This window comes from Lentzea sp. JNUCC 0626 (assembly GCF_043632865.1).
Lineage (GTDB): Bacteria > Actinomycetota > Actinomycetes > Mycobacteriales > Pseudonocardiaceae > Lentzea.
This window is the reverse complement of the sequence record NZ_CP171635.1, coordinates 9,168,362-9,194,464: the sequence shown is the minus strand read 5'-3', so window position 1 is coordinate 9,194,464 and position 26,103 is coordinate 9,168,362. Positions and strand designations below refer to the sequence as shown.

The window sequence follows — 26,103 nt, the reverse complement described above, 5'->3', positions numbered from 1 at the left end:
TCCCGTCCGGTTCTACTGAGGCTCGCGCCCGTTCTTCCGGAGGCTCCCCGGTGATGGCCGGATCGGTGCCTGTGAGTTACAGAGTAACCGGAGGCGCAAACCGTATGCTCGCCCGATGACGTTGACCATCGCGTTGTCGATCTTGCTGGCCGTGCTGTTCGTGGCGACAGGCGCGGGCAAGCTGTTCGGCGCGAAGGCGTCACTCGAGGCCCGCGACCACTTCCGGATGAATCCGGCACTGTGGCGCACCATCGGCGCGCTGGAGTGGGCGGGCGCGGCCGGACTGGTGGTCGGCCTGGTCAGCTGGGAGTGGGTCGCGCACGCGGCCACGGTCGGGCTCGGGCTGCTGATGGTCGGCGCCACCGTGACGCGGCTGCGGTACGACTCGAAGCCCACCGGCGTCGTCGTGGACCTCGCGCTGCTGGCGTTGCTGATCACGCTGCTGTTCCTGGACCGGTGAAGTTCTTCCTCCTGGGCGCACCGGAGGTCCGTTCCGACGCGGGCGTGGTCGACGTGGGACACGCACGCCAGTTGAGCGTGCTGGCCGTGCTGCTGGTGGACGTCAACCAGGTCGTCGGCGTCGACAAGCTGCTGGCACGGGTGTGGGGCGACACGCCGCCACGACAGGCGAAGGCCGCGCTCTACAGCTACGTGTCGCGGTTGCGGGCCGTGCTCGATGTGCCGATCGTGCGCCGCTCCGGTGGTTACGTGCTGGAAGCCGATCCGGCGTCCATCGACCTGCACCGGTTCCGCTCTCTCGTAGCGCTCGGACGGCCCGATGAGGCCTTGTCGCTCGTGCGCGGCCAACCGTTCTTCGGGCTGCACGGCACGTGGTTCGACTCGTTGCGTGAGGCGTTCGCCGGCGAGCTGACGGCAGCCGAACTGGACCACACCGACGCACGCCTGGCGTCCGGTTCGAACGCCGCGCTCGTCGCCGAACTCACCGCACGCGCGTCTCTTCGTCCGCTGGACGAACGGCTCGCAGCGCAACTGATGCGCGCCCTGATCGGTGCCGGCCAACGCACCGATGCACTCGCCTACTACTCACGCCTGCGCGACCGCCTGGCCGACGAACTGGGCCTCGACCCCGGCCCCGCGTTGCGCGACCTGCACGCTTCGTTGCGTCCTCAGTGGAATCCACGCCAACTCCCCGCCGCCCCGCAGGACTTCACCGGCATGACGGCCGCGCTGGCGGCCCTCGACGCGGACGGCCCGATCGTGACGATCACCGGCCCGTCCGGGATGGGCAAGACGCGGCTGGCGCTGCACTGGGCACACCTGCACGCCGCCGACTACCCCGACGGCCAACTGTTCGTGGACCTCGGCGACTCCGACCCGGCCGACGTCGTGCGGGAGTTCATCACGGCCTTGGGCGCCAACGACATCCCACCGGAACCACACGCGCAGACAGCGCTCTACCGCACGTTGCTGGCCGACCGCCAAATGCTGATCGTCCTCGACAACTGCGCCAACACCGCCCAGGTCGTGCCTCTGCTGCCGGGCACGCCACGGTGCCGAGTCGTCGTCACGAGCCGTGAACGCCTCCCCGGCCTGGTGACAGCACACGGCGCGCGCCCGATCGTGCTCTGAGTAGAAGCACTCATGGCGCGCCGGCTTCGCCCTCCGCCAGACTTCCCGGCGAGGTGATTGGGGGATCACGTGAAAGCACTGGCACTCGCCACTTTGCTGAGCACCACCGTCGTCGCTCCGGTTCAGGAGTTCTCCTTCGAGGCCGAAGCCAACGCGTGGCCGGTGCACGGCCGGTCCGCGCACTGGTCGGCGTCGACCGAGGAGATCCGCGTAGGACTGCGCCGATCCGACAACACGATCAGGGTTCACGCCGACGTCGACAGCGCGAACGACTACATCCTGGTCGAACTGTCCCGGCACGACGGGCAGCTGATCACGGCCGGCACGTACCACGACGAGAAGGTCATGGTCATAGGCGACGGCCACGTCTGCGTCGACCAGACAGCCGACTTCACCGTCGACCGCGTCGAGTACAACGCCGACGGGTGGGCCGACGTGTTCGCCGCGTCGATCACGCACACCTGCGGCGACCAGCCGTTCAACGCGTTCCGCGTTCGGGTCGACTTCGCGCGATGAGACCTGACGGCACGTTCCGGACGAAGATCAGCTGACGGTCTGATCGGTGGTCGTGTTCCGCCGGCGGAGCACGACCACCACGACCGCCAGCACCACCAGCAACGTCCCTCCGCCGAGCAGCCACCGCGTGAACGACCAGGCGGCAGACCCCGGCGGTGCCGTCTCGCGGACGAACGCCCGGATCTCGTCCCGCAGCGCCGCGTCCTCGGTGAGCTTCCCGAACCCCGCCGTGCCCGGCACGATCTCCAGCTTCGCGTTCGAGGCGGCGCCGGCGATCTCCCGGGCGTGATCGGCGAGCCGCAGGTCCCCGACGACGTGGTCCTCGGCCGCGACGACCAACGCCGGCACCTGCACGGCCTTGATGCCCGTCAGGGCGTCGAGGTCGGCGCTGGACGTCCGGAAGGCCTCGAACGGCGTGAGCAGGAACATGCCCTTCAGGGCACCGATCTGCTGCCCCGCCGAGGCGATGGCGGTGGCACCGGTCCCCGCGCCGCCCGCGACGATCGCCGAGGCACCGCGGTTCTCCAGTTCCCGCGCGGCACCCAGCACGTCGCGGTCGTAGGAGTGCCGGTTCTCGCGCAGCGTCAGGCTGCGCATCTCGTACAGCAGCACCTGGTAGCCGTCGTCCGCGAGCGCACGCGCCAGCGGCAGCCAGTCGCAGAGGAACTCGGTCTGGGTGTGCGCGAGCAGCACCCCGGTCGACCCGCTGCCGAACACCAGTCCGGGCAGTTCGACGTCGTCGTCGGCCTTGAAGGTGATCGCACTCTCGCGGAGGTCCGCGGGCACGCACGGGTGCAGTTCGGTCTTGGGTTGCGCTACGGCCGATGGCGCGCCTGCCAGCACGAACACTGCGACAACCACGGCCCCCAGCACTGATCTCAGTGGCATGGGGGATTCATAGCGCGCCGAACGCCACTTCGCCCCTGTATTTCGGGCGAGCACCCGATCAGGAGGTGGCGCGGCTCCTGCGCACCAGCACCGCGTCAGGGGTGCACAGGGCGCAAGGCGTGAACTGCAACTGCCGTGCTTCCTGCACCGGGAGGCCCAGCGTGGGCCTCCCGGCGAGCCAGGAACACGAGCTCAGGTGGTACCGGGGCCGCTCGTCCAGCACCCGGACCTCGTCCACCAGATCGGCCACGACGAGCAGGTCCGCCGCGTCGGTGTCCTCTTCCGGTGGTTCCTCGTCAGCGGGCGGCGTGTCGGCTTCTGCCGCTACGACTACCCGTTGATCATCAGCTACAGCCTGTTGATCTACACTCTGCGCGTCGGCTGCGGGGTCCCCCGGTCGCCTCCGCCACCAGTCCCATGCGAGGACCAGGGCGGCGAGCACGCTCGCGCCCACGGACGACCACGCCCAGATCGTGTTGGACGTGGCCAGCGCAGGTACGAGCAGCCCGAGGGCAGCCAGCACCAGAAGTAGAACTACGAAGAGCACCTAGCGAACAGTAGTTCAGCCCGCTTCGGCGCGTGCACCGAAGGAGTAGCCCTGGGAACGGCCCTCGGAGGGCGCGGCCGGGCCGCGGTCCTGGAGGTCGCGCAGGGACGACTCGAGCATCGTCTTCAGTCGCGTGCGGTACTCGCGCTCGAACGTCTGCAGCTTGTCGATCTGCTTCTCGAGCGTGTTCTTCTCCTGGGTGATGTTGCCCATCACCTCAGCGTGCTTGCGCTGCGCGTCACGGTCCAGCGCGGTGGCCTTCTCACGGGCCTGCCGCTCCAGCGTCTCGGAACGCGTCCGCGCGTCGTTGAGCATGGTCTCGGCACGCGTGCGCGCCTCGTTGACCATCGTGTCGGCCTTGGCGCGAGCCTCGGACAACAGCTGCTCGGACTTCGTGCGGGCCTCGGACAGCATGCCGTCCGCCTCGGCCTTCGCCTCGCCGGTCAGCCGGTCCGCCATCTCCTGGGCGAGACCCAGGACCTTCGCGGCCTGCACGTGGTGGTCTCCGCCACCACCGGGGGACGTCTGCTCCATGACCGAAGGCGGCGGGACCGGCGCCAGGCGGCGCGGCTCCTCGACCGGCATGCGGGTCGTCATGGGGGCTGCGGAAGCCTTCGCCCTCGCGTCGTCGAGGTCGGCACGCGACGTCTCGAGCTGCTGGTCGAGCTGCTCGACCTGCTGACGGAGGTCGTTGTTCTCCTCGATCAAGCGGGCCAACTCGCCCTCAACCAGGTCGAGGAACGCGTCCACCTCGTCCTCGTTGTAGCCCCGCTTGCCAATCGGCGGCTTGCTGAATGCAACATTGTGCACATCAGCGGGGGTCAACGGCATCGGATCACCTCTCGCACTCCTGGGCTGCGGTCATCCCACGGTTCCCCGTCACCTGGGATCTGCGAATCGCATCAGAATGATAACGACTAGCCACAGCACAATAATCGATAGGTCCAGCCCGACGCCTCCGATCCGCACAGTCGGGATCACCCGACGGAGCGCACGAACCGGTGGGTCGGTGACCGTGTAGACGGTCTCAAGCGTCACGGCTACGCCGCCCGCCGGGCGCCAATCCCTCGCGAACGTCCTCACCATCTCGACCACGACACGCGCGGTCAGGAACAGGGAGAACGCGAACAGGACGTAGAAGATGACGAGCAGGATGGGGGCCACGGGTCAACTCTAACCGTGGTTCCCGAACCCGCCCTCGGCCAGCTTCCTGCGGTCCTCCGCCGTGACGTCAACGTTCGGCGGTGAGAGAAGGAACACCCTGCTGGTGATCTTGTCCATGGACCCGCGCAGAGCGAACGCGAGACCGGCCGAGAAGTCGACGAGACGCTTCGCGTCCGCGTCGTCCATGTCGGTCAGGTTCAAGATCACCGGGGTGCCGTCGCGGTAGTGCTCCCCGATCGTGCGCGCCTCGCTGTAAGTACGGGGATGTAGCGTCGTGATGCGCGCCAACGGGTTGCCCACCGGTTCGGCAACCGGACGCAACCTGCTCACGGGCTCGCGCTGCGGCTCGACCGCGAGTGCGCCGTGCACAGGTGCATCGGCACTCCAGCGACGCGTGCTCGAGGGGCTGCCCCCGCGCCGCGTCTCCGGCTCGTAGTCGTCCGACTCGTCGATGTCGGCCCGGTACCCGGAGCCCTGGAGCTCCGGCCGGCCCGGCGTGAACACGCGATTGCGTCGCGGGTACGGGTCGTAGTCGTCGGCCTCGGCCGCGTACTCGGACCGGTAGTCGCCGTAGCGGCCCCGGTCGTCGTCGTAGCCGGGGTCGTCTGCGTACTCGGCGGGGACCATCCCGAAGTAGGCCTTCAGCTTGTGCAAAGCGCTCATTCCAGCCCCTCCTCGGCGGTTCCCCACTCTTAGGGACGGTGCGGACGGTCCCGAGGTTCCCGACAACCTACGGCGAGGTTAGTCGCCGGCTGCCGAGCAACGCCGTTCCGACACGCACACAGGTCGATCCGTGCGAGATGGCATCTTCCAGGTCACCACTCATTCCCGCTGACACATGGGTGGCAGTGGGATGATCATCACGTAGGCCTGATACCACCGAAGCCAACGCCTGAAACGCCTGCGATGACTTCATCGTCAGAGGAGCGACAGTCATCGCACCTCGGAGAATAAGATCACCCGAACGAGTGATCACGCCAGCCAGTTCGCCGACGTCCGCGATCGCCACCCCACCGCGACTCACGTCCCCGTCGATGCTGACCTGCAACAACACGTCCAACTTCTTGTTTTTCGCGTGGGCCGCCTTGGCCAGCGCCTCGGCCAGCCGGACGCTGTCGACCGAGTCGACCTGGTCGGCCCACTCGACCACGGACTTGGCCTTGTTCCGCTGCAACCGCCCGACCATGTGCCACCGCGCTTCCGCGAGGTGTCTCAACTGGCCGACCTTGGCGCCCGCCTCCTGGTCGCGGTTCTCCGCGAAGTTCCTCAGCCCGAGCTCGTAAAGGATCTCCACGTCGCTCGCGGGCCAGGTTTTCGTCACCGCGAGCAACATCACCTCTTCGCGCGGCCGGTTCGCTTGGGCGCACGCCTTCGCGATGCGCTCCTCGACCTCTTCGAGGTTGGCCTTCAGCTCGTCCCGCCGGTTCACGCGTCCACCCAGATCACCGACGCGAGCCGCCCGGTGGGCGCCTGCCGTCGATGGCTGAACAGGTCCTTCTCCTCGAACGTGCACCGAGGGTCGACCCCGATCTTCGCCACCCCGGCGCTGGCGAGCTGATTCCACAGCCCGGCCCGCAAATCCAGCGCAGGCGTGCCCTTCCGACTCTTGGAAGCGCTCCCAGGCAGGTGCTTCTCCACGTCCCGTTGCATCTCCACGGGCACCTCATAACACTCGCCGCACACCGCGGGCCCGAGCAGCACCTCGATCCGCTCAAGATCGGCCCCGAGCGCCATCATCGCCTTGAGCGCCTCAACGACCACACCGACCCGAGCCCCGACCCGCCCAGCGTGAACGGCCCCGACCACCCCGGCCACTTCATCGCCGAGCAGCACCGGCACGCAGTCAGCCGTCAACACGACAAGCCCGAGCCCGGCCTGTTTCGTCACAACAGCATCAGTGGCCTCAAGCGGCTCACCCTGCGGCCCGTCCACGGTGGCCACGGTCCGCCCGTGCACCTGCTCCATCCAGACCAACCGGTCGGGCGTCAACCCGATCCCTCCAGCGAGTCTGCCCCGGTTGGCCTCAACGGCCGCCTCGTCGTCCCCGACGTGATCGCCGAGGTTGAACGAGTCGAAGGGCGCCTTGGACACGCCACCGGCGCGGGTGGTCACAACACGACGAATGCGCACACCTACACCCTAGTTCGCACGCCCCACCGCCTCGGGCGGGAGTCACGGCGAGCCCACCCAAGCCGCGCGATGCCGAAGGCGAGCCGTCTTTCCCATGCGCTCCGGGTGGGGTGGCTTCGTCACGAGTCGTGCCACAGCTCTTGCTGCACCGCTCTTGGCTCGACTCGTGACGAAGCCACGCGACCAACAAGAAAGACCCCCTGAGCCCAAACGCGACTCAGGGGGTCCAACAAGATCAGAACGTCACCGCCGCATGAACGGCGGAACGTCCACCTCATCATCAGGATCATCCGTAACCGGCACCGGCCGAGAAGGCAACGACCCGTTGGGCGACAACGACCGAGGCACAGACGGCACGTACCCGTTCCCCTGAGCCGGCGAAGGCTGAGGCGGCACGGAAGTAGGCGGAACGGGAGTCGACTGCACGGGCTGAGGCTGCACGGGCTGAACCGGAGCAACCGGCGGAGCCTGCACCACCGGAGGCGGCGGAGCAACCGGCTGCTGAACGTGCGCGACCGGAGCCGCAGTAGCCGAAGCAATGGGCCCGGTAGCCGTCCGAGGCGGCGAGGACAGCGCCGTCGGCTCCAGCTTCTTGTGCGTCGGCCCGCCACCGTCGAACCCTGCGGCGATCACGGTCACACGCACCTCGTCGCCGAGGGAGTCGTCGATGACCGTACCGAAGATGATGTTCGCGTCCGGGTGTGCGGCTTCCTGGACGAGCGAGGCGGACTCGTTGATCTCGAACAGGCCGAGGTCGGAGCCGCCGGCGATGGAGAGCAGGACGCCGTGGGCGCCTTCCATCGACGCTTCGAGCAGGGGCGAGTTGATGGCCTTCTGGGCTGCTTGTACTGCTCGGCCTTCGCCTCGGGCCGAGCCGATGCCCATCAACGCCGAGCCCGCGCCGGACATGACCGACTTGACGTCGGCGAAGTCCAGGTTGATCAGACCGGGGGTCGTGATCAGGTCGGTGATGCCCTGGACACCGGAGAGGAGCACCTCGTCCGCGGAGCGGAAGGCGTCCATCAGGCTCACGCCGATGTCGCCGAGCTGCAGCAGGCGGTCGTTCGGGATGACGATGAGCGTGTCGCACTCGTTGCGCAGCGCCTGGATGCCGTCTTCGGCCTGCTTGGCGCGGCGCTTGCCCTCGAACGAGAACGGGCGCGTCACCACACCGATGGTCAGTGCGCCGAGCTTGCGGGCGATCGAGGCCACGACGGGTGCGCCGCCGGTGCCCGTGCCGCCGCCTTCACCGGCCGTCACGAAGACCATGTCGGCCCCCTTGAGGACCTCCTCGATCTCCTCGCGGTGGTCTTCGGCGGCCTTGTGCCCGACCTCGGGGTTGGCGCCGGCACCGAGGCCGCGGGTCAGCTCGCGGCCGATGTCGAGCTTGACGTCGGCATCAGACATCAGCAAGGCCTGGGCGTCGGTGTTCACCGCGATGAACTCGACGCCCTTCAGCCCGACCTCGATCATGCGGTTGACGGCGTTGACGCCGCCACCACCGATGCCGACGACCTTGATCACCGCGAGGTAGTTGTGCGGGGGCGTCATCGGATCCGCCTTCCTGATCGTGGTCCGCGCTGTGGTGCTGGGTGGGGATGCACCCGGATTGAAACTCTCAACCTCTCGTCGAGGCTCAGAGTTATGTCAACCCCATATGTTCCTGCTGGACGGTAAGCACCGGCGGTGCGTCGGTCCAGCAGCCACGCCGTAGGGTCCCAACACTGTGCGCTACTACTCCCCGGTCGTGCCGTCAAGTAGTGCGCACGGCCTGAGGACGACGCCCCCCAAGCCTAGTCGGACCTCGAATCAGAGATCGTCTCGCCCGCCCTAACCGCGATTTTCTGTCAGGGGTGGCCGCTAGCGTCGAGGTATGGGGATGAAATTGCTGAGCATCGCGCTGGGCGCGATCGCTCTGGGGGCAGTGATGGTCGCGCCTGCGGGCGCGGCGGAAGACGGCAACAAGATCATCGAGATCAAGAGCGTCCTGTACGGCGAGTGCGTGCAGGCGGACAAGACCCCGCACAACACGACGATCCTGCCGTGCGACGGCAGCGAGGCGCAGCAGTGGGAGGTCGTGCCGGTGGACGGGGGCCGGCACCTGCTCCGCAACGTCGCTCTCCACCGGGAGTGCCTGAGCGAGATGTACGGCTTCTACCGGTGCGACGACGAGCAGCCGCACGGCTTCATCACGACGGAACCGGCCGTCTCCGGCTCGGTGCGGGTCAAGTTCGGCGACAGCCCGGAGTACCTGACGGCCCTGACGTGGTCGAACGGCGAACGGGACGTGCTGATCACCGGTTTCGGCGAGCCGGCCGCGCAGCAGTGGGAGCTGCGCACCGTCGGCACGACGGAGGCGTTACCCGACACCACGGGTCAGGTCGTGCGCATCCGCTCGGCCGAGGCCTCGACGTACGGCTGCCTCAGCCTGTCGGGCACCAGGCTTCTACCCGTGCCGTGCGCGGACGTGGTGGAGCAGAAGTTCCAGCGGATCGAGGTCGACGGCAAGACGGCGTTCCGGAGCGTCGCAAACGGCAGGTGCCTCTCGCTCGGCGGCGCCAGCGCTGTCGAGCCCCTGGTGATCGGCGACTGCGCGTCCGGTGACGTGGGGCAGCAGTGGTCGATCGAGCCGACCAGGCTCGGCTCGGCGCGGGTGCGGAGCGCGCTCAACACCGAGTTCCTGACGCCGGGCGACGGCTGGGTGTTCGTGACCGACACGCGCTTCAGTCACACCTGGCAGCAGTGGGAGTTGGTGCCGGCCTAGTCGCCACCAGGTCCTGACCACATCCGGATGACAAGGGTTGCCGGACGGTCCTCTCGGCACCGTCCGGCACGCCCTGACCACCGAGCCTCAGCGAAGCCGCAGCGCGCTGATCCGCTGGGCCGCGAGCCGTCCGGAGATCAGCACCGGCGGCACCCCGACGCCGGGCGTGGTGCCCGCGCCGGCGAGCGCCACGTTCTCGGCACCCCGCACGACGTTGCGCGGCCGGAACGGCCCGGTCTGCGCGAAGGTGTGCGCGAGCCCGAACGGCGTGCCCGCCGCGTTGCCCCAGTCGGCCGGCGTCACGAGCACCTCGTCGCGCACCGCCGCGCCGAACCCGTCGAGCCCGCGCGCCTCCAAGGTCCGCACGAGCTCGTCGCGATAACGGGGCCCCACGCGCCGCCAGTCGACCTGCCCGACCCGCAGGTTCGGCGTCGGCGCCAGGACGTAGTGCAGTCCGTCCTGGGCGTGCGTCACGAGCAGCGACGGGTCGGACATCAACCGTCCCTTGTGGACGATCTCGTCGAACGTCCCGCGCCACGCCTGCCCGAACAGGATGTTGTGGTGCCCGAGGTCCCAGGTTCGGTCCGTCGCGGCGTGCAGCACGACGGCGGACGGCGACCACCGGCGCGGCACCACCCGCGAAGGCGACTTCCCCAGCAACCGATAGGCATCCGGCAGCTCACACGCCAGGACGACGGCGTCACACGCGATGCGTTCCTCACCGACGTGCACAGCCACCACGCGCGCACCACGCCACTCCAGCCGTGTGACCGTTGCGTCGTAACGGAACTCCGCGCCGTGCTTCACCGCAGCAGCAGCCATCGCTTCAGGAACCGCATGCATCCCACCGCGCGGGTAGTACACACCGGCGATGGTGTCCATGTACGCGATGACCGCATACGCCGCGAGGGCCTGCTGCGGCGGCACACCCGCGTACAAAGCCTGGAACGAAAAGAGCCGGATCAACCGCTCGTCCCGCAGGAACCGCCGCAACTGCGACTCGAGGCGCCCGAACCCGCCCAGCGCCGCGAGCCGCACGAGCTCAGGCCGCACCAGGTCGAACGGCGAGTCGAAGTTCGCGCCGATGAAGTGCTCGCGCTGCACCGAGTACAGCTCCCCGAGCCACTTGCGCAACGCGAGGTACCCGGCCGCTTCCCTTGCGCCGCAGACGGTGCGGACCTCGTCCTCCATCGCGGCGGCGTCGGTGTGCACGGAGATCCGCGACCCGTCCGCGAACCGCGCGCGATAGGCGGGAGTCACGGGATCGAGCGTCAGCCAGTCCGAAAGCCGTTCCCCCACAACGCCGAACGCCTCGTCCAGGTACTCCGGCATGGTCAGCACGGTGGGCCCGTTGTCGGCGACGAACCCGCCGACCTCGACGGTCCCGGCCCGCCCCCCAGGCACGGCTGCCTTCTCCACCACGGTCACCCGGCGACCGCTGCCCTGCAGGTGCAACGCGGCGGACAACCCGGCCAGACCGGCGCCCACCACCACGACGTGGCCCGGCATGAGTACTTCCTTCGGGTGACAACGATCAATATGGCTAATACAGCGAGTGGCTCTCCGATGAGCACGGTAGTCGTTCATCACCAGGAGGCACGTCTTGGCACCCGCACCCGCGTCCGTGCGTTCGCTCGTCGTCGAAGCGATCGTGTTGGAACTCGTCACGAGCAGGCTCGGCAGCCTCGTCGTACGAGTGGCGATGGCGCGCTTGAAGCCGAACGGCTAGCCGGCGACCCCGAGGAGATTCCCGTGTGCTCCCAACCGATCCCCCGGCCGGCGCACCGCCGCCCGCGCCGCTTCCCGACGCCGTCGCGCCCGCCGGCACCGCGCCGATAGCCGACCCACGAACCCAAGGACCGCCGGTCCCGACCTGCTGCGCGCGGCCGACACCGACTCGCCTGCGGCGTTCTCGACGTCAGGAACCGCGGCGTCATCTGGAAGTCACAGCAGGAAGCCAAGAGCGAAGGCTTCCACCTCACGCTCGGCTAGGCCCTGTCCTGCAAGTCTCGCCGGGCGAGAGCAGCGGCCGAGCGCCCGCGTCCCTCACCTGACGAACCTGCAGGACAGGCCTAGGACACCGTGGCCAGGTCCGGCGACGACACGTCGTACGTCGTGCCCTCCCGTGTCAGCAGCACGAGCAGCACGGCCGCCTTACGGGCCGTGTTCTCGGAGCTGCCCCACTTCGCCGTGCGATTGCCGCTCAACGTCAGCGTCACATCGGCACCGGTCGTCGCCGCCACCGACACCACCTCGGGTCGCAGCTTCTCGGGGAGTTCGTTCACGACGCCGACGACCGCGCGGGTGGCCGGGTCCGACGACGACGGCAGGGCCAGCACCAGTTCGGGTACGCCGGGGGCCGCTGCCGGGAGGACCGCGTAGTCCTTGCCGGTCGAGTCGATCAGGTGGAAGCCGTCGGGCAGCTTCACCGAGCCGATCGGGGTGCGTTCGGTGATCAGCAGGCGGACGGTGCCGGGGAGTTGGCGTTCCACCTCGACGGCGGCCACGCGCGGGATGCCCGCCACGCGGTCGTGGATCTCCTGGAGGTCCAGGCGGGCCAGGGGTGAGCCCGGCTCGATGTCGGCGACAGCCCTGACCTCGTCCTCGGTCAGGGCCGCGTTGCCGCGGACGTCGACCTGGCTCACGCCGAGCAGTGGCGTGAAGAGCACGCAGTAGACCAGGGCCACCACGGACAGCACTGTCAGGAGCGCGACCAGGCGGCGGCGCAGGATGATCCTGCGCCGCGCCCGGTACTCCGCGCTCTTCGGTCTCCGGTTCGCGGTGCGAACTCGCGTGGACCTGCCGCGAACCGGGGCGCTCATGCCTGCTCTTCGCTCGCGAGCGCGCTGACGATCTCGGGGCCGAGCATCGTCACGTCGCCCGCGCCCATGGTCACCACGAGGTCGCCGTCGCGGACGAGCGACGCCACCAGGGCGGGCACGCGGGCGAACGACGGCTCGTAGTGCACCGAGGCCGTGACCTGGTCGGCGATCAACGCGCCGGTCACGCCCGGTTCCGGTTCCTCGCGGGCGCCGTAGACGTCCAGCACGACGACCTCGTCCGCCAGCGACAGCGCGGCGGCGAACTCGACGGAGAACGTGCGGGTGCGCGAGTACAGGTGCGGCTGGAAGACCACGACCAGGCGACCGGCACCGGCGACCGGGCGGGCGGCGCGCAGCTGGGCGTCGACCTCCGTCGGGTGGTGCGCGTAGTCGTCGTAGACCGAGACGCCGCGGCCACGGCCCTTGAACTCGAACCGGCGCCGCACGCCGCCGAAGGCCGCGAGGCCCTCCAGCAGACCTGCCTGGTCGGCACCGATCTCCAGCCCTGCCAGCAAGGCGGCGATCGCGTTCAACGCCATGTGCTCGCCGGGAACGGCGACGCGGATCTCGACCGGCACGCCGTCGATCTTGACCGACGCGAGGCCGCCAGACTCGAACGGCTTGTAGTCGACGAGGCGTGCGTCAGCGCCGCCACGGCCGTACTCGCGCACGCGGATGCCGCGCGCACGGGCCTCGGTGATCAGGCGGGCAGCCCCTGGATCGTCCACACAGGACACCAGCACGCCACCGGGCGTGATGCGCTCCAGGAACGAGTCGAAAACGGCCGTGTAGGCCTCGACGGTGCCGTGGTGGTCGAGGTGGTCGGCCTCCACGTTCGTCACGACGGCGACCGACGGCGAGAAGAACAGGAACGAGCCGTCGGACTCGTCCGCCTCCGCCACGAACACGCCGCCGGTGCCCTGATGGGCGTTGGCGCCGGACTCGTTCAGGTCACCACCGATGGCGAACGACGGGTCCACACGGCAGTGCTGCAACGCGACCGTCAACATCGAGGTGGTCGACGTCTTGCCGTGCGTTCCGGCAACGCACACGACGCGATGGTCTTCCATCAGCGCGGCCAACGCCTCGGCCCGGCGCAGCACGGTGATGCCGCGCTCGCGGGCCGCCGCGTACTCCGGGTTCGTGTCCTTGATCGCGGTCGACACCACGACCTCGGTCGCACCGCCGACCAGCTGGTCCAAGTTGGCGGCATCATGGCCGACGGCGATCCGCGCGCCCTGGGCCCGCAGCGCCAGCACGGTCCGCGAGTCCTTGGCGTCCGAACCGGACACCTGCACGCCGCGCGCCAGCAGGATGCGGGCGATGCCGCTCATGCCGGCACCACCGATGCCGACGAGGTGAACGCGTTCGAGGCTCACTTCTTGATCACATCCAGAACGGTGCGGGCCAGGATCTCGTCCGCCTCGCGCCGGCCGGTGCCGAGCGTCGCGCGGGACATCTGCGCCAACCGGTTGCCGTCCGCCATCAGCGGCACGACCAGCGACGCGACCTTCTGCGGCGTCAGCTCCTCGTCCGGCACCAGCAGGCCACCACCGGCCGAGACGACGGGGCCGGCGTTCAGCGCCTGCTCGCCGTTGCCGATGGGCAGCGGCACGAAGATCGCGGGCAGGCCGACGGCCGACACCTCGGCGACGGTCATCGCACCCGACCGGCACAGCACGGCGTCCGCGGCGGCGTACGCGAGGTCCATGCGCTCCAGGTACGGCACCGTCACGTACGGCGGACGGCCCGGAACCTGTTGCACCGCAACGGTGTTCTTCGGCCCGTACGCGTGCAGCACGCCGACGCCCGCGCGGGCGAACTCGGCGGCGACGGGCGCGACGGCCTCGTTGATCGAGCGCGCGCCCTGCGAGCCGCCGAACACCAGCAGCACCGGCGCGTGCGGGTCGAGGCCGAAGAACCGGCGGGCCTCGGCACGCAGCGCGGCGCGGTTCAGCGTGGTGATCGACTGGCGCAGCGGGATGCCGATGATCTGCGCGTCGGTCAGGCCGGAGTCCGGCACGGCCGCGGCGACGTGCTCGGCGAACTTCGCGCCGACCTTGTTCGCGAGACCGGCCTTGGCGTTCGCCTCGTGCACGACGATCGGCACGCGACCGCGTGCGGCCAGGTACGCGGGCAGCGCCACGTAGCCGCCGAACCCGACGACGACGTCCGCGCCGACGCGCTCCAGCACCTCACGCGTCTGCTTCACGGCGCCGCGCACGTTCAGCGGCAGCTTCAGCAGGTCGAGGGTGGGCTTGCGCGGCATCGGCACCGGCGGGATCAGCTCCAGCGGGTAGCCGCGCGCGGGCACGATCTGGTTCTCCAGGCCGCGCGCGGTGCCGAGCGCGACGACGCGTGCGTCCGGTCGCAGCCGCATGACCGCGTCGGCCAGCGCCAGTGCCGGCTCGATGTGACCCGCGGTGCCACCACCTGCGACCACGACGCACGGACCACTGGGGGCAGGGTGCCCGGTCAAGACTTCTCCCGAATGAGTTGATCGATCAGTTGTGTCGCCCGCGACCGCGGGTCGACCGGCCTTGCTCTGAACGGCCCTGTGTCCGCCGCGATTCGCGGCGACGGTACTCCGAAGGCGGAGCGGAGCGTCCAGCCATACGACGTTCGTCGACCACCGGGAGTTGCGCGGTGCGTCTGCCCGGTGCGCGCGGAGGGGTGGACGGACGGGACGGCTTGCGCTTCGCGGGCTGCCGGTACGCCTCGGGCGCGGGCAGCTTGAGCAGGCCACCGACCCGGCCGGGACCGAGCGAGCGCAACGCCGCGACGGCTTCCGGTTCGTGCCGCGCGCAGTTCGCGAGAATGCCGAACACGACCATGGTCGTGACGACCGAGGTACCGCCGGAGGAGATCAACGGCAGCGTGAGACCCGTGACGGGCAGCAGCCGCACGACGTAGCCGATGTTGATCGCGGCCTGCGCGACCAGCCACACCGTCAGCGTCGCGGACACGATCCGGATCCACGGGTCGGTGTTGCGCGACGCCACCCGCAGCCCGACCCACGCGAGGCCGCCGAACAGCGCCAGCACCAGCGCGCACCCGACGAACCCGAGCTCCTCGCCGATGACGGCGAAGATGAAGTCCGACTCGACGTTGGGCAGGTACCGCCACTGCGAACTGCCCTGCGCGAGCCCCTTGCCGAACAGCCCGCCCTCGGCGAGCGCGTACATCGCCTGGCGGGCCTGGAGGCCGGCGCCCTGCGGGTCGGCGTCCGGGTTGAGGAACGTCGTCACGCGCTGCAGCCGGTACGCGGCACCGATCGCGAGCACGACTGCACCCGCCAGCGCGCCACCGGCGATCACGCCGAACAACCTCATCGGCGCGCCCACGAACCACAGCAGGCTGATCAGCACCACGCCGAGCGTGATCGTGCCGCCGAGGTCGGGCTGGAGCATGACCAGCGCGAACACCAGCATCGCGACCGGCACGACCGGCACCAGCAGGTGGCGGTACTGCGACAGCAACGCCCGCTTGGTCACCAGGACGTGCGCGCCCCACAACGCCAGCGCGAGCTTCACGGCCTCGATCGGCTGGAAGGAGACGGGCCCGAGCGTGAACCACGACCGCGCGCCACCGCGCACGTCACCGAGCGGCGTCAGCACCAGGGCCAGCAACAGCACGCCGATGCCCATCGCGGCCGTCGAGAAGTGCCGGAGCCTGCGCAACGGGAACCGCAGCATCACCCAGAACAGCACGGCACCGATGCAGACGTAGATCAGCTGCTTCTGGAACACGCTGTACGCGGACACGCCGGAGGCGACCTGTCCCGGCGCCGACGCCGACAGCACCATCACCAGGCCGAGCACGGTGAGCATGCCGAAGATCGCCAGCAGGAGGTGGAAGTCGGCGAGCGGACGGCTCAGCCACGACGTCAGGCCGCCGCGCAACGAGGCGACGCGGCCCGCGGGACGAACCTTCCGCTTGCTCTTCGGCTTGTCGGCGACGACGGTCACCAGATCATCGTCTCCTGTGTCAAGCGCTCGAACGGGGATTCCTGGGGCGTGTCGCCCCCTTTCGACCCTACCGGCCACCCGTAAGGCGCTTTACGGCGTCCGTGAACGCCTGACCGCGATGCGCGTAGTCGCTGAACATGTCCATCGACGCCGCCGCCGGAGCCAGCAGGACCGTGTCGCCGGACTGCGCGAACTCCTGCGCGACCCGCACTGTCGTCAGCATCGGATCTTCGTCGTCCGCGAGATCAAGTGACCGCACCGGCACGTCCGGCGCGTGCTTCGCGAGAGCCTCGGCGATCACCTCGCGGTCGGCGCCGATCAGCACGGCGGCCCGCAGCCGGTGGGCCTCGGACCGCACCATGTCCTCGACCGACGCGCCCTTCAGCAGTCCGCCGGCGATCCAGACCACGCTCTCGAACGCCCGCAGCGACGCCACCGCGGCGTGCGGGTTCGTCGCCTTCGAGTCGTTGACGTACTTCACGTCCGCGGCGTCGACGGTCACGAGCACCGCCCGGTGCGCGGCCGGTTCGAAGGCTTCGAGGCCTTCCCGCACCGCCTCGGACGGAACGCCGTACGCGCGCGCCAGTGCCGTGGCGGCCAGGGCGTCCGCGATGCCGGGAGGGCCCGCCGGACGGATCTTCGCGACCTCGATCAGCGGCTCGTCGTCGGCGAACGCCCGGTCGACCAGCCAGCCGTCGCGCACGCCGAGCTGGCCCCGTTCGGGCTCGTCCAGGGTGAAACCGACGCGGTCACGGGCGGGCGCGGCCTCCAGCAGGTCGACCACGCGGTCGTCCTCGAGCCAGCCGATCGCCACGTCACCGGTGAGGACTCCGGCCTTGGCCTGCGCGTAGGCGTCCATGCCGCCGTGCCAGTCCAGGTGGTCCTCGGCGAGATTGAGCAACGCCCCCGCCTGCGGGCGCACCGACGGCGCCCAGTGCAGCTGGAAGCTGGAGAGTTCGACGGCGAGCACGCGCCGGCCCGCCAGCAGTGCGTCGACGACCGGCAGGCCCACGTTTCCGCAGGCCACGGCGTCCGCACCGGCGGCGTGCAGGATCGACTCCAGCATGCCGACGGTGGTCGTCTTGCCGTTGGTGCCCGTCACCGCGAGCCACACCGGCGGGTCGGCCAGTTCGGTGCCCATCCGCCAGGCCAGTTCGACGTCGCCGATGACCTCGATGCCCGCCGAGGAGGCGGCCGCGAGCAGCGGGCTGGACGGCTGCCAGCCCGGGCTCGTGACGACGAGGGAGGTGCCGGCCGGGGGTTCCGCCAGGCCGGGCACCAGTTCCACGCCTTCGAGCAGCGTCTCCAACGCGGCGAGGCGTTCCGGTGACGAGTCCGTCACCACGACCTCGGCGCCCGCCGCGAGCAACGCCTCCGCGGCGGACCGGCCGGTCACCCCAGCACCGGCTACCAGCACCTTCGTTCCGGCCAGCTTGGTCATAACTCTAGAAACCGCCCGTCAGCCACTCGCTGTAGAACACGCCGAGCCCGAACATGCAGCAGATGCCGGCCATCAACCAGAACCGGATGATGACCGTGGTTTCCGCCCAGCCCGCTAGCTCGAAGTGGTGGTGGAACGGGGCCATGCGGAACAGACGCCGTCGCGAGCTGCGGAAGACCGCGACCTGCAACGCCACCGACAGGGCCTCGACCACGAACAGACCACCGATGACGATCATCAGCAGCTCGGTGCGGGTGGCGATCGCGAGACCGGCGACGAGGCCGCCGAGCGCGAGCGACCCGGTGTCACCCATGAAGATCTTGGCCGGAGCGGCGTTCCACCAGAGGAAGCCGATGCAGCCCGCCATCGCCGCCGCGGCGATCACCGCGAGGTCGAGCGGGTCGCGGACGTCGTAACACCCGGCCACGGCGTAGCTGGAGCAGTTGTAGCGGAACTGCCAGAACGAGATGACGACGTAGGTGCCGAACACCATCGCCGACGAACCGCCGGCGAGGCCGTCCAGACCGTCGGTCAGGTTCACCGCGTTCGACCACGCGGCGACCATGCCGTAGCAGAAGACGATGAACCCGATGACGCCGAACGAGACCACCGGGATGTCGCGCACGAACGACAGGTTGACCGACGCGGGCGTCAGGCCTTCCTTGTTCGGGAACTGGAGCACCAGGATCGCGAACGTGATGGTCGCGATGAACTGGCCGACCAGCTTCGCCGTCTTGTTCAGGCCCAGGTTGCGGGCCTTGCGGATCTTGATGAAGTCGTCGAGGAAGCCGACCAGGCCCAGCGACGTCGTCAGCATCAGCACGAGCAGGCCGGACGCCGTCGGGGTCTGCCCCGACGCCGAGGCCGACATCGAGTTCACGAGGTGCGTGCCGAGGTAGCCGGCCCACATCGCGACCAGGATGGCGAGGCCACCCATCGTCGGCGTGCCGCGCTTGGTCTTGTGGTGCTGCGGACCGTCCTCGCGGATCTCCTGGCCGAAGCCCTGCCGCGAGAAGACCTTGATCAGGTAAGGCGTCAGCAGGATGGACACCGCGAGTGCGATCGCGGCCGCGATCAGAATGCTCTTCACTTGGTTCCTGCCTCCAGCAGGGCCTCGGCGATGCGCCACAGGCGGTAGGCGTTGGATGCCTTGACCAGCACTACGTCACCGGGCCGGACTTCCCCCGAGAGCAACGCGATGGCCGCGTCCGCGTCCGGCACCAGGACGGATTCGTCTCCCCAAGATCCTTCCAGGTGGGCACCCTGGTGCATCGCGCGGGCCGGGTCACCGACCACGACCAGCTTGCTGATGTCCAGGCGCACCACCAGACGGCCGATCTCGTCGTGCTCGCGCACCGCGTCGTCGCCCAGTTCCGCCATCGGGCCGAGGACGGCCCAGCTGCGGCGGGCGGGCGTCGTGGCGCGCGCGATCGAGGCGAGCGACTTCAACGCCGCGCGCACCGAGTCGGGGTTCGCGTTGTAGGCGTCGTCGATCACCGTCACGCCGTCCGCGCGTTCGGTGATCACCATGCGGTGCGCGGAAACCCGCTCCGCCGCACCGAGCCGCTGCGCCACCTCTTCCGGCGTGGCGCCCAGTTCGAGCGCGATCGCGGCGGCGACCAGGGCGTTGCCGACCTGGTGCTCGCCGTTGAGCGTGAGCTGGACGCGTGCCTCGCCCTGCGCGGTCTTCAGCGTGAAGCTCGCGCGGGCCTGCTCATCCAGGTCGATGTCGATGGCGCGCACATCCGCGTTCTGGCTCTCGCCGACGAGGACGACCTTGGCCTTCGTGCGGCTCGCCATGCCCGCGACCAGCGGGTCGTCGGCGTTCAGGATCGCGACGCCGTCCTCCGACAGCGACTCGACCAGCTCGCCCTTGCCCTGCGCGATGCCCTCGCGCGAGCCGAACTCGCTGAGGTGCGCGGTGCCGACGTTGAGCACGGCGCCGAACTTCGGCGGCGCGACCTCGCACAGGTTCGCGATGTGGCCGATGCCGCGCGCGGACAGCTCCAGCACCAGGAACTTCGTGTCTTCGGTGGCCCTCAGCGCCGTCCACGGGTGGCCGAGCTCGTTGTTGAACGAACCGGGCGGCGCGATGGTCTCGCCGACCGGGCTCAGCACCTGGGCGATGAGGTCCTTGGTGGACGTCTTGCCCGCCGAGCCGGTGATGCCGACGATCGTGAGGTCCTTCAGGCGGTCCGTGACGTACCGGGCGAGCTTGGCCAGCGCTTCGAGCACCGCCGCGCCCTCGCCGTTGCGATCACCGGCGAGCACGTAGGCGTTGGCGTGCTTGGTCTCCACCGGCGGCGCGATCACCGACGGCGCGTCGACCTCGCGGCCGGCCAGCACCCCGGCGGCACCCGAGGCGACGGCCTGGGCGGCGAAGTCGTGGCCGTCCACGCGTTCACCGGGCAACGCCAGGAAGAGGCCCCCCTCGGTGACCTTGCGCGTGTCGAACTCGATGGTGCCGGTGACCACCGGACTGCCATCGGTCGCGTGCAACCGTCCGCCGACGATCTCTGCGATCTCGGCGAGCGTGAGTGCGATCAACGGTGCGCCTCTCTGATCGCGGCGGTCAGCGTCTCGACGTCCGAGAACGGATGGATCACGCCGGCGATCTCTTGTCCCGTCTCGTGTCCCTTGCCCGCCACGACGACGACGTCACCCGGATGTGCGAGCTCGACGGCCTTCTCGATCGCGAGCCTCCGGTCGCCGATCTCCAGCACCTCGCCCCGGTTCTCGGTGGCGAGCGCCCCTTCGAGCATGGCGGCCCGAATAGAGGACGCGTCTTCGCTCCTCGGGTTGTCATCGGTGATGATCAACACCTCGGCCCGTTGCGCGGCGGCCTCACCCATCAGCGGGCGCTTCGCCCGGTCGCGGTCGCCACCGCAGCCCAGCACGATGATCACGCGGCCGTCGGTCTTGGCCCTGACCGCGTCCAGCGCGAGCGCCACGGCGGCGGGCTTGTGCGAGTAGTCGACGACGGCGGTGAAGTCCTGGCCCTCGTCGACGCGCTGCATGCGGCCGGGCACCTGGACGTTCGCGAGCCCTTCCGCGATGGCCTCGCCGCTGATGCCCTCGAGGTGCAGGCAGGCGATCGCCAGCAGGGCGTTCGTGATGTTGAAGCTGCCCGCGAGCGGCAGGTGGATGCGGAGGTCGCCGTCCGGGCCGTGCGCGGTGAACGTCTGCTCGCCGGTCGCGCTGACCTCGACGTCGCTCGCGGTCCAGTCGGCGTCGGTGGTCGAGGCGACGGTGACCGTGCCGGGCTTCACCAGCCGCGGGCCCCACTCGCCGTCGACGCAGACGACCTCCTTGCGCGCGCGGCCGTCGAACAGCTGCGCCTTGACCTGGAAGTACTCCTCCATGTCGGCGTGGAAGTCGAGGTGGTCCTGGCTGAGGTTCGTGAACGCGCCGATCTCGAACTCGGTGGCGGCGACGCGGCCCATGTGCAGCGCGTGGCTCGACACCTCCATCGCCACGTCGGTGACCCCGCGCTCGGCCATCACCGCGAACAACGCCTGCAGGTCCGGCGCCTCGGGCGTGGTGTGCGAGCTGCCGAGCTGCTCGCTGCCGATCCGGGTGCCGACGGTGCCGATCAGGCCCGTGTGCTTCCCGGCGGCGCGCAACACCGACTCGATCATGTACGTGGTGGTGGTCTTGCCGGACGTGCCGGTGACCCCCCACAGCTTGACCTTCTGCGACGGCCGTCCGTAGACGTGCGCGGCGAGCAGGCCCACGACCTCACGAGGGCGCGGGTGGATCAGCACGGGCACGTCTTTGAGGGAGTCGCGCGCGGCCCCGGCCTCGTCCGTCAGCACGGCGACGGCGCCGTTCGCGATCGCCTGGTCGGCGAAGTCGGCACCGTGGACGTGCGCGCCGGGCAGCGCGGCGTAGAGGTCTCCGGCGACCACGTGCTGAGCACGCAGAGTTACCCCTGTCACCTGGACGTCGGCATGCGCTGGCCTGGTCAGGTGCACGTCGGCGACCGCGGCGAGAGCAGCCACGGAAGCAGGGCGGATGGCAGTGGGGCGGGGCGGGGCGGTCGCGACCTTGCCCTCGAGCTTGGCAGGCACGGGCGAGAGGCTACCGGCCTGCGCGGAGTGGGTGAGCGGCGCGTTGGCGAACGGGTGATGATCTGCGACTCTGCGCCGTTCGGGTGGCCGTGCGCGCTGGTCTGCGTGAGCGAGCCCGTCCGGCCGAACAAGTTCCTGCCCGCCTTGTGACTTCCGGCCCTGTGGGCACTGGTCCGGCTGCGGTGAGGTAGAGCGCGGCAGGAGGCGGCGATGAGAACACGCACGGCGGTGGAACCCAGGAGATTCTCCTTCTGGGCACCGGATTTCAGCAGGTCCGTCACGGTGGGAGTGGACACTTCCGAATTCGCGTACCAGGCGTTCGAGTGGGCCGCGCGGCACGCGTGGTCGCTCAGGACGGATCTCCAGGTGTACCTCGCGGACCCCGGTGACACGACGGTCCAGAAGGTCCTGGAACGACTGCCGATGCTCACCGCGCACTTCCGCCCCAGTGGTGACGACCCGGTGGCCGCACTGGTGGGGGCGTCGGATTCGAGCGCGACCTTGGTCTTGGGGTGCAAGGGAGAACAGCACCGCGGCCTGGGTCTGGGATCCCTCGTCCTGCCGGTGTTGCGCCGCGCGCGGTGCGGGGTCGTGGTGGTGCGCGGACGGCCTCAGGCGATCCGCGGCGAACACGGCTGGGTCACCGCTGCCGTCGGCGGGTGCGAGGACCCGGTCGTGCTGCGGCGCGCGGTCGAGCTCTGCCGCACCCGCCGAGCGCGGCTGCGGTTGCTGCACATCCACCTGCCGACGCAGCACGAGTCGGCGATGGCGCGGGACGAGGCCGCAGTGCGCCGGGCCGTGTTGTTCCTGCGGACGACGGCTCCCGAGCTGACGCCCGAGGTGCGGGTGGAGGCGCGGCACCCGCACGAGTCGCTGGCGTCGTTGGACTCCGACCTCGTCGTGGTGGGACGCGGCGGACAGCACGACGGGGTCGGGCTGGTCACGCGGGCCGCGTTGCACCACGCGTCGTGCCCCGTGCTGGTGGCCCGCGCGGAGCCCGCGAACGACTAGCAGGCCTTGCGCAGGACCGTTCCGGTCGTGCCGGGCAGCACCACGAAGTTCACCGGCGCGTTGTGCTCGTTGAGCTGCGTCGAGGCGAGGCGGACGGTGAGCGGCGCGTTGCCGGTGCGGTTGGCGTTGACGATCACCGTGCCGCACTCGAAGTCGCGCTGGTGCACGTTCTTCGCGATCTCGAAGTGCGCGCCGAGCGGGTCGCCGAGGTCCCAGTCGTACTCGGCGCGCCACTGCGACGGGGTGTCGTAGCGGTCGGTCTCCTCGATCTCGGAGATCGCCGCGTTCTCGCCCGCGGCCAGCAGGTAGCTCGCGAAGGCGTAGCGGAACGGCTGCTCGGCGCCGCTGTGGTGCGGCTGGACCCAGGTGATCTTGCCCTTGGCCTCGTTGGCGGTGATCTGCTCGATCTGCCGGCTCCAGCCCTGTGAGTACTCGGAGAGCAGGTCGGAGTCGCCGAAGGTCAGCCACCACTCGTCGAAGCCGCCGTCGAGGTGTTCGACGTAGCTGTCCCACGCGCCGTCGTGCAGGCGGGCGTTCGACATGTTCGCGACGGTCTTGAGGCCCGCGTCCACGAACTTCTGCCGGGTGTTGGCGAGCATCGAGCGGTAGGCGTCGCGCATCGACTCGTCGGTCGGGTACTTCGCCGGGCACACGCCGTCGTGGTAGGTGTCGCAGGCGAACAGGGCGTTGTCCATGAAGACGCCGTCGAACGCGCCGGACGACGACTTCACGACGTTGTCGGCCCAGGCGTTCTGGTACTCGGCGTTGCCGACGTCCATCTGCCAGTGGTCCTCGTAGCCGTCGTACTCGAACCGATCACCTGAGGCGTCGGTCAGGAACCACGACGGGTCGGCCGCGCAGTACCCGACACCGGTGGGGAGATCGACGTCGTCGACGCCGTTCTCGCAGGCGTAGCCACGCGTGGAAGAAAGATCTTTGTAGACGAAGGTCTGGATCTTCGGATTAGCCGCTTTGAGCTTCGCCGCAAGATCCTTTTCCCAGGCGTTCAGAACAACGTGAGAACGTCGCTGAGCCTCGACGGAGATCATTTTCTCGCTGATCTGCGTGCTGTTCATGTGGAGCCAGAAAGAATCGACCACGGACGGATCCTCGTCTGCCTGAGCTGCGGGAATGATCGTCACCGCCAGGACGCCCGCCAAGATCGCAATGCTGAAGGAACGCACGCCGAACCCCATCTCGCCTTGCCACTCCGGTTTCGGAGTATTAGACGTGACGGAACGGGTCTCATTACGGCGAAATATTGACCGATAACTTTGGGACTACATCTGCAACTGCACGAACGGCGTCTGCTCGACCGACATCGGCACCTGGAACCGCTGCGTCAGGAACGTCGCGATGTCGTGGAACAGGGGCGCCGCCGACGAGCTGAACTGGGTGCCGGTGGGCGCGTCCAGCATGATCCCCACGACGTAGCGCGGGTTGTCCGCCGGCAGGATCCCGGCGAACGTGATCCAGTACTGCGACTGCGAGTAGCACTTGCAGTTCTGGTCGATCTGCTGCGCCGTGCCGGTCTTGCCCGCGACCTGGTAGCCGGGCAGCGCGGCCTGCTTGCCGGTGCCGTTCTGGTTCGCGTCGCGCGGGTCCGACTGCGTGACCGAGCGGAACATGTCGCGGACGGTCTTCGCGGTCTCCGCCGACACGACGCGCACGCCGTCGGGCCGCTGCTTCTCCGACCGCGAGCCCTCCTCGCCGATCTCGGCGCGGATCAGCCGCGGCGGGATGCGCACGCCGTCGTTCGCGATGGCCTGGTACATGCCGGTCATCTGGAGCAACGTCATCGAGAGGCCCTGGCCGATCGGCAGGTTGCCGAAGGTCGAGCCGGACCACTGGTTGAGCGGCGGGACCTGGCCCGCCTCCTCGGCCGGGACGCCGGACTGGGTGCGGCGGCCGAGACCGAACTTCTGCAGCATCTCGGCGTAGCGCTCCTGGCCGACCTCCTGGGCGGCGAGCAGCGTGCCGACGTTCGAGGACTTCGCGAACACGCCGGTGAACGACATGGGCACGGTGGGGTGGTTCCAGGCGTCGCGGATGGTCCGGTCGGCGACCTTGATCGACCCCGGCACCTGCAGCACGTCGTCCGGCTTGTGCAGGCCGTACTCGACGGCGGCCGCGGCCGTGACGATCTTGTTCACCGAGCCCGGCTCGAAGCTGTAGGCGACGGCGGTGTTGCGCTTCTGGTCCTCGGAGGCCTTGCCGAAGTCCGTCGGGTCGTACGTCTTGTCGTTGGCCATCGCGACGATCTCGCCGGTGCGGCTGTCCAGCACGACGGCGGAGCCGTTCTTCGCGCCCGACTTCTTGGTGTAGTCGGAGACCATCTTCTGGACGGCGTACTGGGTGTCGATGTCGATCGTCAGCTCGAGGCTCTTGCCCGGCTGCGGCTTCACCAGCTCGCGTTCGGTGTTCGGGATGACGAGCGTGTCGTCACCCGACATCGTGTCGACCACGCGGCGGCCCGTGCGGCCGGCGAGCACGTTGTCCTGCGCGTTCTCCAGCCCGAGGATGCCCTGGACGGTCGGCGGCTTCTCGTCCTCGCGCCAGTTCGCCGCGCCGATGATGTTCGCGGCCAGGTCGCCGTTGGGGTAGATGCGCTTGGAGCGGTACTCCGAGCCGATGTCCGACGGGAACTTCTCGACGATCTTCGCGGCCTTGGCCGGCTCGGCCTCCCTGGCCAGCACCTCGTAGGTGATGTCCTGCACGAGCTGCTCGTAGAGCGACTCCTCGTCGGTCTTCTCGCCGTTGACCTCGGGACCGAGCGTCGCCGACATGAACTTCGCGATCTCGCGCGCGTGGTCCTCGTACGTGCCTGGGTACTTCTTCGCGTCCTTCGCGTGCGCCTCGTCCCACGTCTTGCGGGCGCGCTGCGGGAGGACGTAGAGCGCGCGCACCTCGATCGAGAACGCGAGCTGGTTGCCGTTGCGGTCGAGGATCGAGCCGCGTTCGGAGGGGATGGGGATCGGCGTGGTGCGCTGCTTCTGCGCCTGCTGCGACAGCTCCGCCGCCTGGATGCCCTGCACCTGGACGAGCTTGACGCCCGCGATCAGCAACGCGCCGATCAGCAGGATGCGACCGACGGCGATGCGCACCCTGCTGTTGCCGCCCAGCCGCGTGGCCGGGCGCGAACCGCGCACCGACAACGGGCGGCGCGGTCCCCTGGTCTGCGGACCCGGCATC

The 26,103-nt window shown here is 69.4% G+C and carries 25 protein-coding genes; 6 read left to right on the top strand and 19 right to left on the bottom strand.

The window, feature by feature from the left end:
- Positions 1-115 precede the first annotated feature (115 nt).
- From JNUCC0626_RS43165 to JNUCC0626_RS43155, 3 genes are all read left to right on the top strand, one after another.
- On the top strand, positions 116-460 hold the full coding sequence (locus JNUCC0626_RS43165) for a DoxX family protein (protein ID WP_394616397.1): 345 nt from the start codon (positions 116-118) through the stop codon (positions 458-460).
- Entirely contained in the window at positions 457-1,590 is a 1,134-nt protein-coding gene (locus JNUCC0626_RS43160) for an AfsR/SARP family transcriptional regulator (RefSeq protein ID WP_394616396.1), read from the top strand. Before JNUCC0626_RS43165 ends, JNUCC0626_RS43160 begins: the two co-directional genes overlap by 4 nt.
- 69 nt (positions 1,591-1,659) lie before the next feature.
- Positions 1,660-2,106: a hypothetical protein gene (locus JNUCC0626_RS43155; protein ID WP_394616395.1), complete on the top strand. Its 447-nt coding sequence runs from the start codon at positions 1,660-1,662 to the stop codon at positions 2,104-2,106.
- 27 nt (positions 2,107-2,133) lie between these two features.
- Here JNUCC0626_RS43155 and JNUCC0626_RS43150 read toward each other — a convergent pair whose 3' ends face one another.
- The 8 genes from JNUCC0626_RS43150 to ftsZ all read right to left on the bottom strand — a co-directional run bounded on the left by JNUCC0626_RS43150 (position 2,134) and on the right by ftsZ (position 8,386).
- Positions 2,134-2,967 (bottom strand): hypothetical protein, encoded by an 834-nt coding sequence (locus tag JNUCC0626_RS43150; protein ID WP_394616394.1) that lies wholly within the window; start codon positions 2,965-2,967, stop codon positions 2,134-2,136.
- An 85-nt stretch (positions 2,968-3,052) separates the two neighbouring features.
- The gene (locus JNUCC0626_RS43145; RefSeq protein WP_394616393.1) at positions 3,053-3,541 is read right to left on the bottom strand and encodes a hypothetical protein; all 489 of its coding nucleotides are present in this window, start codon (positions 3,539-3,541) and stop codon (positions 3,053-3,055) included.
- A gap of 15 nt (positions 3,542-3,556) precedes the next feature.
- Complete coding sequence (wag31, locus tag JNUCC0626_RS43140; RefSeq protein WP_285638902.1) at positions 3,557-4,372, bottom strand: DivIVA-like cell division protein Wag31; 816 nt, start codon at positions 4,370-4,372, stop codon at positions 3,557-3,559.
- Positions 4,373-4,420: 48 nt separating this feature from the next.
- On the bottom strand, positions 4,421-4,696 hold the full coding sequence (locus tag JNUCC0626_RS43135) for a YggT family protein (RefSeq protein ID WP_382440120.1): 276 nt from the start codon (positions 4,694-4,696) through the stop codon (positions 4,421-4,423).
- A gap of 18 nt (positions 4,697-4,714) precedes the next feature.
- A complete protein-coding gene (locus JNUCC0626_RS43130) occupies positions 4,715-5,368 on the bottom strand; it encodes a cell division protein SepF (RefSeq protein WP_394616392.1) in 654 nt (217 codons plus the stop codon).
- Positions 5,369-5,435: 67 nt separating this feature from the next.
- Positions 5,436-6,134 (bottom strand): YggS family pyridoxal phosphate-dependent enzyme, encoded by a 699-nt coding sequence (locus tag JNUCC0626_RS43125; RefSeq protein ID WP_394616391.1) that lies wholly within the window; start codon positions 6,132-6,134, stop codon positions 5,436-5,438.
- A complete protein-coding gene (gene pgeF / locus JNUCC0626_RS43120) occupies positions 6,131-6,835 on the bottom strand; it encodes a peptidoglycan editing factor PgeF (protein WP_394616390.1) in 705 nt (234 codons plus the stop codon). The genes JNUCC0626_RS43125 and pgeF overlap by 4 nt, the downstream gene beginning before the upstream one ends.
- A 243-nt stretch (positions 6,836-7,078) precedes the next feature.
- Positions 7,079-8,386 (bottom strand): cell division protein FtsZ, encoded by a 1,308-nt coding sequence (gene ftsZ / locus JNUCC0626_RS43115; RefSeq protein ID WP_394616389.1) that lies wholly within the window; start codon positions 8,384-8,386, stop codon positions 7,079-7,081.
- A gap of 322 nt (positions 8,387-8,708) precedes the next feature.
- On the opposite strand from ftsZ, the gene JNUCC0626_RS43110 reads away from it, so the two are divergent.
- A complete protein-coding gene (locus JNUCC0626_RS43110) occupies positions 8,709-9,599 on the top strand; it encodes an RICIN domain-containing protein (protein WP_394616388.1) in 891 nt (296 codons plus the stop codon).
- Positions 9,600-9,686: 87 nt separating this feature from the next.
- Here the strand turns inward: JNUCC0626_RS43110 and crtI are convergent, their stop codons facing one another.
- Complete coding sequence (crtI, locus tag JNUCC0626_RS43105; RefSeq protein ID WP_394616387.1) at positions 9,687-11,108, bottom strand: phytoene desaturase family protein; 1,422 nt, start codon at positions 11,106-11,108, stop codon at positions 9,687-9,689.
- Between the two features lie 94 nt (positions 11,109-11,202).
- Between crtI and JNUCC0626_RS43100 the strand changes: the two genes are divergently transcribed.
- Positions 11,203-11,328 (top strand): hypothetical protein, encoded by a 126-nt coding sequence (locus JNUCC0626_RS43100; RefSeq protein ID WP_394616386.1) that lies wholly within the window; start codon positions 11,203-11,205, stop codon positions 11,326-11,328.
- Positions 11,329-11,671: 343 nt separating this feature from the next.
- Here the strand turns inward: JNUCC0626_RS43100 and JNUCC0626_RS43095 are convergent, their stop codons facing one another.
- From JNUCC0626_RS43095 to JNUCC0626_RS43060, 8 genes are all read right to left on the bottom strand, one after another.
- The gene (locus JNUCC0626_RS43095; RefSeq protein ID WP_394616385.1) at positions 11,672-12,421 is read right to left on the bottom strand and encodes a cell division protein FtsQ/DivIB; all 750 of its coding nucleotides are present in this window, start codon (positions 12,419-12,421) and stop codon (positions 11,672-11,674) included.
- Complete coding sequence (gene murC / locus JNUCC0626_RS43090; protein WP_394622228.1) at positions 12,418-13,755, bottom strand: UDP-N-acetylmuramate--L-alanine ligase; 1,338 nt, start codon at positions 13,753-13,755, stop codon at positions 12,418-12,420. The genes JNUCC0626_RS43095 and murC overlap by 4 nt, the downstream gene beginning before the upstream one ends.
- Before the next feature lie 41 nt (positions 13,756-13,796).
- Positions 13,797-14,900: an undecaprenyldiphospho-muramoylpentapeptide beta-N-acetylglucosaminyltransferase gene (gene murG / locus JNUCC0626_RS43085; protein ID WP_394616384.1), complete on the bottom strand. Its 1,104-nt coding sequence runs from the start codon at positions 14,898-14,900 to the stop codon at positions 13,797-13,799.
- A 25-nt stretch (positions 14,901-14,925) separates the two neighbouring features.
- Positions 14,926-16,389, bottom strand: a complete 1,464-nt coding sequence (gene ftsW / locus JNUCC0626_RS43080) for a putative lipid II flippase FtsW (protein ID WP_394616383.1) — start codon at positions 16,387-16,389, stop codon at positions 14,926-14,928.
- A gap of 67 nt (positions 16,390-16,456) precedes the next feature.
- On the bottom strand, positions 16,457-17,830 hold the full coding sequence (gene murD / locus JNUCC0626_RS43075; RefSeq protein WP_394616382.1) for a UDP-N-acetylmuramoyl-L-alanine--D-glutamate ligase: 1,374 nt from the start codon (positions 17,828-17,830) through the stop codon (positions 16,457-16,459).
- A gap of 4 nt (positions 17,831-17,834) precedes the next feature.
- Entirely contained in the window at positions 17,835-18,920 is a 1,086-nt protein-coding gene (mraY, locus tag JNUCC0626_RS43070) for a phospho-N-acetylmuramoyl-pentapeptide-transferase (RefSeq protein ID WP_394616381.1), read from the bottom strand.
- Complete coding sequence (locus JNUCC0626_RS43065; protein WP_394616380.1) at positions 18,917-20,377, bottom strand: UDP-N-acetylmuramoyl-tripeptide--D-alanyl-D-alanine ligase; 1,461 nt, start codon at positions 20,375-20,377, stop codon at positions 18,917-18,919. The genes mraY and JNUCC0626_RS43065 overlap by 4 nt, the downstream gene beginning before the upstream one ends.
- Positions 20,374-21,900 (bottom strand): UDP-N-acetylmuramoyl-L-alanyl-D-glutamate--2,6-diaminopimelate ligase, encoded by a 1,527-nt coding sequence (locus JNUCC0626_RS43060; RefSeq protein ID WP_394616379.1) that lies wholly within the window; start codon positions 21,898-21,900, stop codon positions 20,374-20,376. The genes JNUCC0626_RS43065 and JNUCC0626_RS43060 overlap by 4 nt, the downstream gene beginning before the upstream one ends.
- A 288-nt stretch (positions 21,901-22,188) precedes the next feature.
- On the opposite strand from JNUCC0626_RS43060, the gene JNUCC0626_RS43055 reads away from it, so the two are divergent.
- A complete protein-coding gene (locus JNUCC0626_RS43055) occupies positions 22,189-22,911 on the top strand; it encodes a universal stress protein (RefSeq protein ID WP_394616378.1) in 723 nt (240 codons plus the stop codon).
- Here the strand turns inward: JNUCC0626_RS43055 and JNUCC0626_RS43050 are convergent.
- Together JNUCC0626_RS43050 and JNUCC0626_RS43045 are read right to left on the bottom strand one after the other, a co-directional pair.
- Positions 22,908-24,071 carry a putative glycoside hydrolase gene (locus tag JNUCC0626_RS43050; RefSeq protein WP_394616377.1) on the bottom strand — a complete coding sequence of 388 codons (1,164 nt, stop codon included), beginning with the start codon at positions 24,069-24,071 and terminating at the stop codon, positions 22,908-22,910. The two genes, JNUCC0626_RS43055 and JNUCC0626_RS43050, sit on opposite strands and share 4 nt — an antisense overlap.
- Before the next feature lie 120 nt (positions 24,072-24,191).
- The gene (locus JNUCC0626_RS43045) at positions 24,192-26,102 is read right to left on the bottom strand and encodes a peptidoglycan D,D-transpeptidase FtsI family protein (protein ID WP_394616376.1); all 1,911 of its coding nucleotides are present in this window, start codon (positions 26,100-26,102) and stop codon (positions 24,192-24,194) included.
- Position 26,103: the final 1 nt, after the last annotated feature.

Coding starts and splice junctions, on each gene's coding strand:
- JNUCC0626_RS43165 (WP_394616397.1), top strand. CDS start 116: ATGACGTTGACCATCGCGTTGTCGATCTTGCTGGCCGTGCTGTTCGTG.
- ftsZ (WP_394616389.1), bottom strand. CDS start 8,386: ATGACGCCCCCGCACAACTACCTCGCGGTGATCAAGGTCGTCGGCATC.
- JNUCC0626_RS43045 (WP_394616376.1), bottom strand. CDS start 26,102: ATGCCGGGTCCGCAGACCAGGGGACCGCGCCGCCCGTTGTCGGTGCGC.
- JNUCC0626_RS43110 (WP_394616388.1), top strand. CDS start 8,709: ATGGGGATGAAATTGCTGAGCATCGCGCTGGGCGCGATCGCTCTGGGG.
- JNUCC0626_RS43130 (WP_394616392.1), bottom strand. CDS start 5,368: ATGAGCGCTTTGCACAAGCTGAAGGCCTACTTCGGGATGGTCCCCGCC.
- JNUCC0626_RS43095 (WP_394616385.1), bottom strand. CDS start 12,421: ATGAGCGCCCCGGTTCGCGGCAGGTCCACGCGAGTTCGCACCGCGAAC.
- wag31 (WP_285638902.1), bottom strand. CDS start 4,372: ATGCCGTTGACCCCCGCTGATGTGCACAATGTTGCATTCAGCAAGCCG.
- murD (WP_394616382.1), bottom strand. CDS start 17,830: ATGACCAAGCTGGCCGGAACGAAGGTGCTGGTAGCCGGTGCTGGGGTG.
- murC (WP_394622228.1), bottom strand. CDS start 13,755: ATGAGCGGCATCGCCCGCATCCTGCTGGCGCGCGGCGTGCAGGTGTCC.
- crtI (WP_394616387.1), bottom strand. CDS start 11,108: ATGCCGGGCCACGTCGTGGTGGTGGGCGCCGGTCTGGCCGGGTTGTCC.